Below are 13,020 nucleotides of genomic sequence, written 5' to 3'. Positions count from 1 at the left end.
AAACCTGCCTTATTATTTTTTACAGGAGGGTAATAAAATGAAACCAGTATTTCTAAGGTTTACAGATGATAAAGGGAAAGTAACAAAAACATTTACTGTTAGCAATCTGAAAACCGGCATGATGGATAATATTTTTGATATCGCTGAAAGAGCAGAAAATCTACAGAAGAGTGATGTGAAAATTAGTGAAGTTAGAGAATTTTATAAAGATTTAAGAGGTGTAATCGTAGCTGTTTTCAAAGGACAATTCACCTATGATGAACTTAATGAAAATGTAGAAAATGATGAGCTTATGAAGGTATTTACTGCTCTTTGCTCAAACATCAGTGGGGAAATGAAAAAAAACTAACCGCGGGAGAGATTGAAGATGACTCTCCCGCTGGTTATAGAGCAACAATTTTAAATCTAAAGAGGACTATTGCTAAAAACCTAAAATGGTCCTTATTCGATATTGATGAAACAGATATATGCAACCTACTTGCATTTATTCAGTTTAAGCCAGAGGATGATCCAAACGTTAGGGTAATTCATGGGAAGGAATACAGAAGGGTAAAGGAAGTACCTGACTGGCTATAACTGGAGAAAGGAGGATAAATGTTAGTAACATGTGACAGAGGATGCAATAGAGAATTTGAGATGAAAGTAAAAATAACCAAAATTAGAGATGATGTAGAAAAAAACTCTTTCTACTGCCCAGAATGTGGCTGTGAATATATTGCATTCTATACAAATCAAATCGCAAGAGAGCTTCAGAAAGAGGTAAATGAGACAATAGAAAAGTTTAAAAAACAAAAAAATCTCCCAAAGAAAAAAACCGTTAGAAAAATAGAAAAAACTAAGAAAAAAATAAGATCTGAAATGCAAAAGCTAAAAGATGAAATAGAAAGGGATGAGGAGCATGTTAAAAGTCAAATGTCCTCATTGTAAGAAACATACACTCTTTCATGCCAATTCAGCAGATTTAGAGATCAAATGTATGCGGTGTGGCGGCATTATAAGAGTAATAATTGAAAATAGGAAAATAAAAGAACTGAGCGTGCAGCACAATAAGTAGCTAGCCAAAGCCTGTCTTTTTATGAAAAGGTAAAAAGGCAGGTGAGAAAATGTCATATGATATTGGTCCCAAAATAGGTATAGAAGGGGAAAAGGAATTTAGGCAAGCAATACAGCAGATAAATACAAATGTAAAAACTCTAGGAACCGAAATGCTTGCTGTAGCTTCAGCCTTTGATAAAGGTGATAAAAGCACACAGGCTTTAACCGCTAAAAATGAAGTGCTCAATAAGCAAATTGATGCACAAAAAAACAAAATAAATGAGCTGCAAAAAGGTTTAACTGCCGCTGCCGAAAAGTATGGAGAAAATGATAGAGTTACTCAAGGCTGGCAACAGGCAGTTAATAAAGCGACTGCTGATCTTAACAACATGGAGAGAGAACTTTCAAACAACAATAAAACCCTAGAGGAAGGGTCTAAAAAGGCAAGTATATTTGAAGGATCATTAAGCAAGCTTGGCACAGGACTAGCGGCAGTAGGAGAAGTAACCATAAAATCTGTTGCAGTCATGGGAGCAGCCCTTGTAGCAGCTACAGCGGCAGCCACCAAATGGGTAAGTAACTCTGTAGGTGTATTCGCTGAATATGAAGATAGCATGAAACAAGTCCAAGCTACTATGGGACTGACAGGAGAAGAAGGAGAAGAGGCCTTTAATAAGCTATCAGATGCAGCAAAAGAGGCAGGGGCAACAACAAAGTTTTCAGCCACAGAAGCAGCTGGAGCCCTAAATTATTTAGCCCTTGCCGGTTATGATGTAGAAAAATCCATAGAAGCGCTACCAACAGTTTTAAACCTAGCGGCTGCAGGAGGGTTAGATCTTGCTTATGCATCAGACTTAGTAACAGATAGCATGTCAGCCCTTGGACTTGAAAGTGAAAAGCTAGATAGCTTTGTAGATGAGTTGGCAAAGACTTCCCAGAAATCTAATACCAGTATAGCCCAACTAGGAGAAGGGATACTTACCGTAGGAGGTACCGCCAAAATATTAGCTGGAGGCACAGCAGAGTTAAACACTCATCTAGGAATTTTAGCTGATAATGGAATAAAAGGAGCTGAGGGGGGTACTGCCCTAAGGAATGTCATATTATCATTGACAGCCCCTACAAATAAAGCAGCCGGAGCATTAAAGAATCTAGGGGTTGAAGTAGGAGATGCAGAGGGAAATCTTAGACCTTTAAATGAAGTATTTAAAGATTTAGATGCATCTCTTGCTGGAATGAGCGACATTGAAAAGACAAATGTACTAAACGATATCTTCAACAAAGTAGATTTAAAAAGTGTTAATGCCTTACTTGCCAACTCTGGAGAAAGATTTGACGAATTAAGCGGATATATCCTGGAAGCAGAGGGAGCAGCGCAGCAGATGGCCGACACAATGGAGGGCGGGTTGGCTGGATCAATAAGAAGTCTAAGGTCTGCCTATGAAGGATTACAAATTGTCGTAGGAGAACAATTTGCTGGTATAGCTCAAGCCGTTGTGGGAGACGTAACAGGATTAGTTAGAGATGTTACAGCAATACTGAATGATGGATTTCAGGAAGGAGACATAGAAGCAATCGGCGAAAGAATTGCTGGATTTTTAGTTGAGGGAATAAGTAAGATAAGCGAATATCTCCCAGAAGCTATAGATATGGTTGCTTCAATGTTGACGAGTATAATAAATGTACTAGTAGATTTATTACCTACTCTTGTACCACCCTTGTTGGATGGGTCTATACAATTACTACAAGGGTTAATAGATGGGATTATGTCTAACATAGATCCACTTATGAGTATGGTGGTATATCTAATTACTGCCATAATAGGATTTATACTTCAAAACCTCCCCCTGATTCTAGAGGTTGGAACAAAAGTATTATTAGCTTTAATTGATGGTATTCTAGAAATGTTACCGGAATTACTACCTGCAGCAATAGAAGCTATTATTGCCTTAGCAGAAGGTTTAATTGCAGCATTACCTGAACTAATAGCAAGAGTTCCCCAAATCGTTGAAACAATAGCAGAGGTAATAGTAAAAAATCTACCATTAATCATAGATGCAGCATTACAAATTGTAATGGCAGTTGCAAGAGCACTAATTGAGAATATACCTTTAATTACTAAATCAACTATAGAAATAACAGGATCGATCTTAAAAGCATTATTAAGCGGCATAGCGAATATTCTAACCTTTGCTCCTAGGCTATTTACTTCTCTTGTAAGCGAATTTAGAAAAATAAAATGGGGACAGTTAGGAATAGATATGATTACGGGCATCACCAGTGGAGTTAGTAATGCTGCCAAAAACCTAGCCAATAGTGTAGTAGATGCCGCCAAAGGGGCCTTAGATGGTGCCAAAAAGTTTTTAGGGATAAGATCTCCATCGACTGTTATGAGGGACCAAGTTGGGAAAATGATTGGTGCTGGAATGGCTGAAGGAATAGCAGATAGTGCAAGACAAGTAGATGCAGCTATGGCAGGATTAAATAGCAAGTTAACTGCTGATGGTTCTGTAAGTACCAGTACAAATAATAAAAGCAATAATTCTATTACTGAAGATAATGGAGATAGTGGAACTACAGAGTTGACATTAAATATGTACACTACTTTAGATGGAGAAGTAGTATCTAAGAAGGTTAGCAAGGTGCAGCTAAAGGATAATAAGATAACTACTAGAGGATTGGGGGTTGTTACGAAATGATACCAGGAGCATTTAAATTCAGAAATGTACACAGTACAAGTTTCAAAATTATATCAAGATCGGTAAATCGACCAATCCTTCCTATGAAAAGACAGAATAAAATTGTGGTACCTGGAAGGCACGGAACCTATGACTTTGGGGATAATACCTATGAAGATAGGTCAATTACAATGGAAATTGCGTATATAGGAAAGGATTACAATGAATTAAGATTAAGAGGAAGAGAGATAGCTGCTTGGCTTTCATCTAAACACTACCAACAGCTAATATTTGATGATGAACTAAATAAATTTTATCTGGCCAAATTGCATAGCACAGTTGATTTAGAAAACTTTTATAGACTTGGGAGAACCCAAGCTATTTTTGATTGTAAGCCCTTTGCTTATTCGATAGATTTGAAAACAGTAGAAAATGCAATTGTATTAAAACCACACAACGTTGTCATAAACACAGCAGGTACTGTAGAGACACCGCCAATCTTGACATTAGAAAATCAAGGTACAAACACCTTAACAAATATAGCCTTATCGATTGAGTTTGAAATAGAATAGGAGGAATGAAAATGCCAACAGTAGATGCTATGTCGCCTTATTTAGAGGCGGCTCTTTTAAATCACGTTTTTAGAGGAACACAATATACTTCTCCTACTCCACGTGTTGCTCTTTTCAATGGTGATCCTTTAAATGGAGGGGTGGAGATATCAGGAGGAGGTTATAGTAGAGCAACAGGTATAACCTTTACCACTCCGGTAGTAAATGGTGGTAAATCCATTATTGAAAATACAGAGGAAATTGCCTTTGGACCTGCAAACAATGACTGGGGACTAGTAAATTATGTGGCCATCATGGATGCATCCAGCGGAGGAAATGTACTTATTAGAGGTCAATTAACGAATCCACGGACAATACTAGCCGATGATCCAGCCAGGTTTTTACCTGGGGATATGAAAATAAGATTAGGATAGGAGGGAGATTATGCCACAAATAACAATGTACCCAGGACAAGTAAATAGTCCTGCTGCAGAACTTGCAGAAAATATAAATGCATCCCAAACAACCATACCAATGGATAACGCTTCAATTCTTCCTGATGCTCCAAACATTTGCACTATATCCATAGGAGAAGATGCAGAGACAATACTGTATTTAGGCAAGGATGGTAACAACCTAATAGATGTCACTAGAGGATTTGAAGGACCAGCAAAAAGTTGGAACGCTGGAACAAAGGTTAGAAGGCTCTTTACAGCTTATGATTATAATAGCTTGAGGCAAAATCAAGTGGCGCATTTGGCACAAACTGCGATACATGAATCTACAGAAATACCAACTGCAAATCGAATTGCGATGTTTGACAGTAATTCTAAACTTAAAATACCTAAAAACACTCAAAGGAATTTGACTAAAAACGATAATTTCTTCAGACCTACGCCTATTGTGTTTAACGACAGTTCTGAATTTGAGGTCGGAAGTAATGTTATTGTGCCGATAAACGAATTAAGACCGGGTTACTTTTCTTCTAGCTATCAAGCGATGTTGCTAAACGTTAGAGTTCAACCCGGCGCCACAGGTCACTCATATGCACTTTATCACATCGGGACAACAAATAACTCAGCAAACTCATATTCTATATTTGCGGTAAAAGCGCTTAGCGGAATAGATGTGACTTACGACAGTATTGACGACAAGCTAGTCGTCATGAATAACACAGGTGGAAGCAGAATATTAACAGTTGAATGCATGATGTTTTAGGGGGTGTAAAAATGGCGAAAATTCAATGTCCTAAAGATTATAATTATTGGTATATATTAAAAAATGCAGGAATTGACCCAGTAAAAGATTCGGAAAAATATAGCTATGACGAAGAAAGAGAGGAACTATCAGCACAAGTTAATCAAGAAGTATTAGAAAATGCTTTAAATCAATATGACCATCAAGCGTGGCTAAAAGAGTTAGCAGAGATTCAAAACCCAAAGAGCGAAATAGAATTGCTTAGATTGGAACAAGCACAAGCGAATGCAGAACTCTTTGAAATGATGTTAATGCTTACCGGAGGTGGTTTTTAATGTTTAATGAAAATAGTAAGCTAGTACAAGACTATGTGTTACTTATTCGTAATGGTTTAAAAACGATTGCTGATGTACCTAATTTTCAAAACTTACGCGAGGTAGTTTCAAGTGTTATCGCTAATTAATTTATTCTATAAAATTACAAAGGAGTTGTTATTTATGACATTTACAACTGAAAGCAGAATCGCACAATCTTATGCTATTTTAATTCTTGCAGGACAAATTATAATTGAAGATGTGCCGAATGTTGGTAATCTTAGAGAAGTAGTACAACAGATTATTACTGCGTAATTGGAAATTGATGTGTAATAGTATACATTAATACACACTAATACATACAAACATGACAAGATGTAAATTATTGTATATAATCCCTTTAAAGGGGGTGGTTTATCTGGCTAATAAGATGAGGCAGAATGTCACCCTTGACCCGGATGTATACGAAGAATTTTGCAAGTATGCTGGGAAAAAGGGAGTCAAAATTTCTACTTGGGTAAACTTGAAAATGAAAGAGTTTATCGAAGAGGAAAAAGAGATCGAAGAATTAAGGAAAAAGCGCTCTAAATAGGGTGCTTTTTCTATGTCGCATTAGTAGTGATTAATATATATCAGTGTAAATCAAGTAATATCAATAGTTATAAGTGTCCATAAAAAGTCTTAGGAAATTTATGCGTCAAAAGATAATAAAACATATGGTAATAAAGTATTTGTTTGTCCTCCTTCTTTATTTCTGATATATTTAAAAAAAGGGGGAGATTAAGTTGAAAAATCCAAAATATCTATATCATTATACTTCAATTGATACATTAGCATTAATTCTTAAGAATAGAACTATTAGATTTAACAAACTTACAAATACAGATGATCCTGATGAATCAAAAGCTAATGATTATGATAAGCCTGGTAGATATATGTTTGTTAGTTGTTGGATGGATGGAGATGAAGAAAGTATACCAATGTGGAATATGTACTCAAAAAGATCGTCCGGTATTAGAATTAAATTACCTTTTTTCCCATTTGAAAATTATAACTTGGACAATATTCATGTACTTTCATTGTTTGCAACAAATAATCAGTATAATATACCCATAAAACACATTATTAATGATAAATATATCGTCTCTCCACCGATTCTATGCAATTATATTGAATATACCAATGATAAAGAAAAGCTTTTGCCAACTATACAAAAGATCACTAAGGAAACATATACTTTTATTTTAGGAGATGTGGGTATATATAAGAGAAAAGCTTGGGAGTTTCAAAAAGAATATAGATATAGGATTATGGTATTTCCAGCAGGATTAAAGCAGTTCGACGAATTAGATGCTAACTATGTTAATAGTATAGCTAACACTATACAGAATAATATATTGAAAAATGTAGACTTACCTATTGATTATATTGATTTGGAAATTCATAATGAAGCTTTTGAAAAAATGGAAATTACTTTAGGGCCAAACACTACACATTCGGATGAGATAATAGTTAATTTGTTAGTTAAAGAATATAATCCTCATGCAAAGGTAGAAGACAGTGAGTTAAAAAATAAGGTTTTATTTAGATAATTATTTTTCTAGAATACAAAAAACATATCCTGAGATAACACCTTGAAAATTAGGTGTTATTTTTTTTAGGTGGTGATAAATTGTTAGTAGCATTTAACAGGGTAGGATTTAACCAACCCTTTGAACAGGACTTTGTTCGCCTACAGGCTAATATAAGCATGGGAAATACAGAGTTGTATTCATATAAAGAAAATGCTCTAGTATCAGCTTTTAACGGTACATTTTTTAACAACGGAGCTATAGAGGAAGAATTGACAGTACTAAAGCTATCTGTAGAAGTCTCAATGAAAGTAGATATGGAAGCCAGTACAGAAGTAACCTTCATGTTTACCCATAGACTAGAGGCGGCTATGGAATCTAGCATGGAAGTAGACAGCAAACTAAGAAGAATCATTCGGTTAGGATCTGACATGACGACAAACTTAGAATTCCAATCTAACTTAAGAAAATTTGCTATAGTCCAGGTGGAATTTCAAGGCAGTTTTGCTGCAGGTGACAAGTTGGTTATCAATACAGATACCCTACAAGCTACCATTAATGGTCAAAACGCACTACATTTAATAGAAGGAGATATCGATTTATTCTACCTCAAGCCTGGCCAAAACCAAATCAGGTATACTGATACATCTGGAAACAGAAACATTAGATTAACCATAGAGTACAGAGATAGGTGGTTGTAATGATACAAATAAGAGAAAAAAGCTCTTCAAAACGATTAGCATATTTAGAAAAAGCCATGGAGTCCCTTGTTGAAGAAGAAATCAACAGGGGATTTGTTTTGTCGTTCTCTCATCCGATAGATAACATCAAAAGCCAATACATTCATTATGAAAACATCGTAGAGGTAGACAACAACTATTTCAACATAGCCTATTATGTCCCAAGAAGAAGTGAAGATGGTGAACTGATGATAGATGTAGAATGTGAACACGTTTCATATGACCTCAATGATCCTGAGTATGACCTAGAATTCTTTACAGTAGATGGAACGCCGACACAGATCCTTACCCAGCTCCTAGCGGGAACCCCTTTTACTATAGGAACAGTAGAATTCTCTAATATAGAAACATTCTCTATCCAGGAAAAAGCCAGTAGAAGATTAATCCTTGTGCAGCTGGCTGAATACCTAGGAGGAGAACTTCTATTTGAAAAATATAAAATATCATTACTGCAGCGAAGAGGGAGCAAAACGGGAGTAGAGTTTAGACTTGGGAAAAATAATCTAGGAGTTGAAAAAATAGTAGATGCTAGAGAAAAGGTAAATGGCCTTCCTAAGATATCCTATGGATTAAATTATGTTGAGTTAAGTACACTGACTGAATACGGAAAACTAGAAAAAGTGCAGCTAGGAGACGATTGTCGACTCATAGACAGAGGACTTAATATCAAAAGTGACGTAAGAGTTGTAAAGTATTCGTATAATCCTGTAAGAAAAGTCATTTCAAGAGTGGAACTGCAAAACTTTACAGAGACAATATTAGATACAATCAATACAATCGAAAGAAGTACAGTCATTAAAGATAAACTTTATTATGGAATAAGAATAGGACCCAATGTAGGATTTGAAAGTGTAAGAAGCGATAAAAAATCAAGATCTGTAATGAATGCCGATGAATTTAAATTCCAAAGAGGCGATGGAGAAGGGAATTGGATAGAAGATACCCTTTATGCCAATGCAGATGGAACAATGGTGTTAGCAGGAATATATACAGGAGAGCTCCAGGCAGAACAAATTGTGGCTGGTACTATTGATGCAAACACTATAAACATAATAAACCTTAATGCAAGCAATATAGTCACTGGTACTCTAGATGCCAATGTAATAGATGTAATCAATTTGAATGCAGATAACATAACAAGTGGATCAATAAATGCTAATATAATTGATGTATATAATCTCAATGCAGATAACATCGTTACTGGTGAATTGTACGCTATAGATATCTATGGATCTACTATTCAAGGATCCACTATTATTGGAGGTCAAATATTAGCTAATACAGATATTGATATTACTAGAGACTTGAAGGTAGGAAGAAATATATATTTGGAGCAGGGGACCAATAATAGTAAAAGGATTGAGTTTGCTGATAATAGCTTAGGCGCATACATTCAGTACTATCCAAGTGGATTACTTGATATATTTTCTTGGGGTGATGTTACACTAGAAAGTAATCGTAACATGATCATAAAAGCTTTTGATGATTTGAAAATTAATGCATATAATGTAGTGTTGCCAGATTTCAGCTACATAGGAAGTATTTCAAGTAACAATTTCATTGCCACTTTTGCTGACATAAGAGAATATGCTGATTCATTGATGGTCCAGCATATACAACAATATCATAGTTAGGAGGAAAATATATGGATGTTTTAAATAAAAAAACAAGAAGAGAAAATGAAAAAATTATCGTTACAAAAACAATTGAAGAAAAATTTACAGTAGAAGATCTTCAAAATTTACACCAACATATAATTAGAGAAAAACAAGGAATTATAGCACAGTCAAAAAAACTTCAAGAGAGATATGCTAAGTTAGTAGACAACGAAAATGAGGTGAAAGAGTATATCACTATGTTGAACCAAGAAAAAGAATTGGAGATAGAAATAAAAGACACCTAAATAGGTGTCTTAATTATATTTCTATTGTGGCCAAATAATTTCTGTTAAATGTATCCCTAAAGGTAATGGAATTAATTTGATGGACGTCTTCATCTTTTATAGCTAACTGCAAAATGATATTAGTCCAGTCGCCGTATTTATAATTAATATCTGAAAAATTGGTAATCGGTGTATAAATTACAGAACGTGTTCTTTGCTTATACATTCTATCAATACCAATATTCAAAATTCTATTTTTACCTATTGGGCGATTGTTAGAAGTTGGTTCTCCGGGCAAAAAGAAATCAAAGTTTATTTCAATGATGTGGTATTCTGGATTTCTTTCTAACTCGCCTAAATTTTTAAGAGAATTAACCTTTATTTTACTTTTGTATAATTCAATTTCTTCACCTATAATACCTGTTAATGTTGTTCTATTTTCAAAAGGATCTTCGGTTATTTCTATTTGATTTGTTGCTATAGGCGTGATATCAATTATACGTGAAGGTTGAGTAGGTAGCGATATAGTTTGATTTGCATTATTAAACTCAATAGTACGAGTATCAGCTTTGTAAGTCACATCATAACCAAGCATATTAGCTACATCCTTGACAGGTAAATAGGAACTGCCATTGATAGTAACTGGTCGAGCTTCAATAGTCTTTTGTTGTCCATTAACTAAAAAATTAAAAGATGCAAACTGAGCTATCACCTCAGAACTAGCGAATGAGGTGATACCAGTTGCTAATATCAGACCAGTGAGCAATCCAGCGACAAATTTCTTCATTAGTAACAACTCCTTTTTCTTTATAGTTTAACACAGCTTGTACAATTAATTAAGAAAATATTTCCAATACAGCAAATTTAAGGGGGTGAAAAAATTAATAGTTAGTTTTATATTGTTATTAGATAAAGTATAATGTCATTATAAGGAGTTGTTCAATCATGGATACAACAAATATAGTTGCTTTATTATTGTTTGTATTACCTGGAATTCTAGCAGAGAAGATAAGTCATAGAATGGATTTCCCAGCAGCAGAAAAAAATAGTGATTTTAAGGAAATGGTCAATGGTATTTTACTAAGCATGCCTATTATTTTTGTGGTTGGAATAGCCAGTGTTTTCATTAATAAGTTTAGCTCATTAAAGCAATTAATAAATGAGTTTAATGATTTATTTTTCTTAGCAACATTCTCTATAGCAGTATTTCTCCTAGCAATAATAGTAGGAGTGCTAAAAGGACTTAGTACAGAGCAATGGTATAAGGCAATTAATAAAATCCGAGGCAAACTAGGCAAAATGGATATAGATGATAAATGCTGTTGGAGGCAAGTTTTTCTAGAGAAAAAAGTAAATAGATATATAAAAATTATAAAGGATGAAAAAATATTGGCACAAGGGTTTAGCAAGCATTATTCTTTACCCAATGAAGAAATGAGTATAGTTTTAGAACAACCAGAAGGAATAGATTATTATTTAGAAAATCATCCAGAGTTCATGGATCACCTAAAATTGTGGGAAACATATGTAAACATTGAGAAAGGTGTCATAGTTGAGGTCTATGACACCAGTGAAGCAGAGAAATACCTTGAAAGTTTAGAAGCTAGAACTACTTTTTTGGATTGGTAGGCTTAGGAGTGCTAAAAGAAGGAGATGTTGCTGAATCTTGAACAGTTTTCATAGGCTGAGGATTGCTTATTTTGGGTGCTTTAAATGATGGTGGGGTTGCAGATTTATGAATACCTGTTACATGTTTTGCATCCGTTGTTTTTGAGGCCGGACTCTTTGACTGAGGAGCTGGCCTTTTATCATTTGCCATAATATGTCACCTCCCTTTCATTATAAGAATAACATTAATTAGAGAAATAGGGAATAATCAGTGCAAATAAATCGAAAAAAGAAATTAGTTATATATAAACACCTTCGGGTGTTTTTATTTTGAGAAAGTAGGTGTAAACATGGAGAACATTTCAAGTATTATTAAAACTAGTTTAGCTATCATAGGTGGGGCTGCATCTTATTTATTAGGAGGATGGTCCCACTTGCTAGGAGTATTACTCTTTTTTGTAGTACTAGACTATATTTCTGGAATTGTAGCAGCAACAGTAAATGGAGAACTTTCTAGTGCAACAGGATTTAAAGGAATCGCAAAGAAAGTATTTATCTTTGCTTTGGTAGTTGTAGCCAATATGATCGATATGAGTTTAGGAAATGGAAATATATTAAAAGATGCTACTATATTTTTCTATCTAGCTAATGAGAGTATTTCAATTATAGAGAACGCTGGCAGGATAGGTGTGGATATACCTAAGTCATTAGAAAGAGCTGTAGAAATTTTGAAAGATAAAGGAGAGGGTAACAGATGAATAATCTTGGATTAGTAGAACATTGCAAAAAAGCTCTATCTGAAAGATGGGGTTATGTATGGGGAACATTCGGTCAAGTACTAACAGAAAATTTACTACAGCAAAGATTAAGGCAGTACCCCACAAATGTAGGAAACTTTCAACAGTTTATAAGACAAAACTGGATGGGAAGAAGAACAGCTGATTGTGCAGGGCTCATAAAATCTTACCTTTGGTGGAACGGTGGCAATATTAAATACGATGTTGCTACCGATGCATCTGCCAATATGATGTACAATAGAGCGTCAGAGAAGGGAGCTATAGGAACTATCCCTGAAGTACCTGGCATTTGCGTATGGAAGGATGGGCATATAGGAGTTTATATTGGTGAAGCAAAAGTAATAGAAGCAAGAGGGACTACCCAAGGAGTAATACAATCACCCCTCAAAGGTACAGGATCAGCAGGATGGACCCATTGGTTAAAGTGCCCTTATGTAGATTATATAGAGAAGAAAGAGGAAGAAACTCCAGAGTGGGCTATTGAAGCTAGAACGTGGGCTATAGAAAAGGGCATAAGTGATGGTTCAAGACCAAAAGACTTTGCTACTAGAGAAGAGTTGTGGAGAATGTTACAGAAGTTTGCAAAAAGACTGGGTTAATTCCCAGTCTTTTTTATGTTGGCATTGTCTACTAATTGCCAACCATGA

General features: G+C 35.0%; 20 protein-coding genes. 18 read left to right on the top strand and 2 right to left on the bottom strand.

The window, feature by feature from the left end; all coding sequences use genetic code 11:
- Nucleotides 1–37: 37 nt before the first annotated feature.
- From gpG to CACET_RS15430, 15 genes are all read left to right on the top strand, one after another.
- Nucleotides 38–349 (top strand): phage tail assembly chaperone G, encoded by a 312-nt coding sequence (gene gpG, locus CACET_RS15490; protein WP_044825848.1) that lies wholly within the window; start codon nt 38–40, stop codon nt 347–349.
- Nucleotides 313–576 (top strand): hypothetical protein, encoded by a 264-nt coding sequence (locus CACET_RS15485; protein WP_044825849.1) that lies wholly within the window; start codon nt 313–315, stop codon nt 574–576. Before gpG ends, CACET_RS15485 begins: the two co-directional genes overlap by 37 nt.
- Before the next feature lie 18 nt (nt 577–594).
- Nucleotides 595–927 (top strand): hypothetical protein, encoded by a 333-nt coding sequence (locus CACET_RS15480; protein WP_044825850.1) that lies wholly within the window; start codon nt 595–597, stop codon nt 925–927.
- Nucleotides 928–1,103: 176 nt separating this feature from the next.
- Nucleotides 1,104–3,734 (top strand): phage tail tape measure protein, encoded by a 2,631-nt coding sequence (locus CACET_RS19625; protein WP_052661522.1) that lies wholly within the window; start codon nt 1,104–1,106, stop codon nt 3,732–3,734.
- Nucleotides 3,731–4,285 (top strand): distal tail protein Dit, encoded by a 555-nt coding sequence (locus CACET_RS15470; protein ID WP_044825851.1) that lies wholly within the window; start codon nt 3,731–3,733, stop codon nt 4,283–4,285. The genes CACET_RS19625 and CACET_RS15470 overlap by 4 nt, the downstream gene beginning before the upstream one ends.
- An 11-nt stretch (nt 4,286–4,296) precedes the next feature.
- On the top strand, nt 4,297–4,698 hold the full coding sequence (locus tag CACET_RS15465; RefSeq protein ID WP_044825852.1) for a phage tail fiber protein: 402 nt from the start codon (nt 4,297–4,299) through the stop codon (nt 4,696–4,698).
- 10 nt (nt 4,699–4,708) lie between these two features.
- Nucleotides 4,709–5,482, top strand: coding sequence for a hypothetical protein (locus tag CACET_RS15460; protein ID WP_044825853.1), 774 nt, complete (start codon nt 4,709–4,711; stop codon nt 5,480–5,482).
- Between the two features lie 11 nt (nt 5,483–5,493).
- Nucleotides 5,494–5,796, top strand: coding sequence for a hypothetical protein (locus CACET_RS15455; RefSeq protein ID WP_044825854.1), 303 nt, complete (start codon nt 5,494–5,496; stop codon nt 5,794–5,796).
- Nucleotides 5,796–5,924, top strand: coding sequence for a hypothetical protein (locus CACET_RS21190; RefSeq protein WP_278287087.1), 129 nt, complete (start codon nt 5,796–5,798; stop codon nt 5,922–5,924). Before CACET_RS15455 ends, CACET_RS21190 begins: the two co-directional genes overlap by 1 nt.
- Before the next feature lie 34 nt (nt 5,925–5,958).
- Nucleotides 5,959–6,090, top strand: a complete 132-nt coding sequence (locus CACET_RS21185) for a hypothetical protein (RefSeq protein WP_278287086.1) — start codon at nt 5,959–5,961, stop codon at nt 6,088–6,090.
- 115 nt (nt 6,091–6,205) lie between these two features.
- The gene (locus CACET_RS20740; protein WP_044825855.1) at nt 6,206–6,367 is read left to right on the top strand and encodes a hypothetical protein; all 162 of its coding nucleotides are present in this window, start codon (nt 6,206–6,208) and stop codon (nt 6,365–6,367) included.
- Between the two features lie 193 nt (nt 6,368–6,560).
- Nucleotides 6,561–7,367 carry a DUF2971 domain-containing protein gene (locus CACET_RS19620; protein ID WP_052661523.1) on the top strand — a complete coding sequence of 269 codons (807 nt, stop codon included), beginning with the start codon at nt 6,561–6,563 and terminating at the stop codon, nt 7,365–7,367.
- Between the two features lie 80 nt (nt 7,368–7,447).
- Nucleotides 7,448–8,047 (top strand): phage distal tail protein, encoded by a 600-nt coding sequence (locus CACET_RS15440; protein ID WP_044825856.1) that lies wholly within the window; start codon nt 7,448–7,450, stop codon nt 8,045–8,047.
- A complete protein-coding gene (locus tag CACET_RS15435) occupies nt 8,047–9,720 on the top strand; it encodes a phage tail spike protein (RefSeq protein WP_044825857.1) in 1,674 nt (557 codons plus the stop codon). Before CACET_RS15440 ends, CACET_RS15435 begins: the two co-directional genes overlap by 1 nt.
- Nucleotides 9,721–9,731: 11 nt before the next feature.
- Entirely contained in the window at nt 9,732–9,989 is a 258-nt protein-coding gene (locus CACET_RS15430; protein WP_044825858.1) for a hypothetical protein, read from the top strand.
- Between the two features lie 13 nt (nt 9,990–10,002).
- Here CACET_RS15430 and CACET_RS15425 read toward each other — a convergent pair whose 3' ends face one another.
- The gene (locus CACET_RS15425; RefSeq protein ID WP_044825859.1) at nt 10,003–10,755 is read right to left on the bottom strand and encodes a stalk domain-containing protein; all 753 of its coding nucleotides are present in this window, start codon (nt 10,753–10,755) and stop codon (nt 10,003–10,005) included.
- Between the two features lie 158 nt (nt 10,756–10,913).
- Between CACET_RS15425 and CACET_RS15420 the strand changes: the two genes are divergently transcribed.
- Nucleotides 10,914–11,597, top strand: coding sequence for a hypothetical protein (locus tag CACET_RS15420; protein WP_044825860.1), 684 nt, complete (start codon nt 10,914–10,916; stop codon nt 11,595–11,597).
- Here CACET_RS15420 and CACET_RS15415 read toward each other — a convergent pair.
- Entirely contained in the window at nt 11,578–11,787 is a 210-nt protein-coding gene (locus CACET_RS15415) for a hypothetical protein (protein WP_044825861.1), read from the bottom strand. The two genes, CACET_RS15420 and CACET_RS15415, sit on opposite strands and share 20 nt — an antisense overlap.
- Nucleotides 11,788–11,926: 139 nt before the next feature.
- Between CACET_RS15415 and CACET_RS15410 the strand changes: the two genes are divergently transcribed.
- Together CACET_RS15410 and CACET_RS15405 are read left to right on the top strand one after the other, a co-directional pair.
- Nucleotides 11,927–12,334: a phage holin family protein gene (locus CACET_RS15410; protein ID WP_044825862.1), complete on the top strand. Its 408-nt coding sequence runs from the start codon at nt 11,927–11,929 to the stop codon at nt 12,332–12,334.
- Nucleotides 12,331–12,972 (top strand): hypothetical protein, encoded by a 642-nt coding sequence (locus CACET_RS15405; protein ID WP_052661524.1) that lies wholly within the window; start codon nt 12,331–12,333, stop codon nt 12,970–12,972. Before CACET_RS15410 ends, CACET_RS15405 begins: the two co-directional genes overlap by 4 nt.
- Nucleotides 12,973–13,020: the final 48 nt, after the last annotated feature.

Origin of the sequence: Clostridium aceticum, assembly GCF_001042715.1 — a bacterium.
Classification (GTDB): domain Bacteria; phylum Bacillota; class Clostridia; order Peptostreptococcales; family Natronincolaceae; genus Andreesenella; species Andreesenella acetica.
Note: the sequence above shows the minus strand (reverse complement) of the source record. Positions and strands in the feature narration are given on the sequence as shown.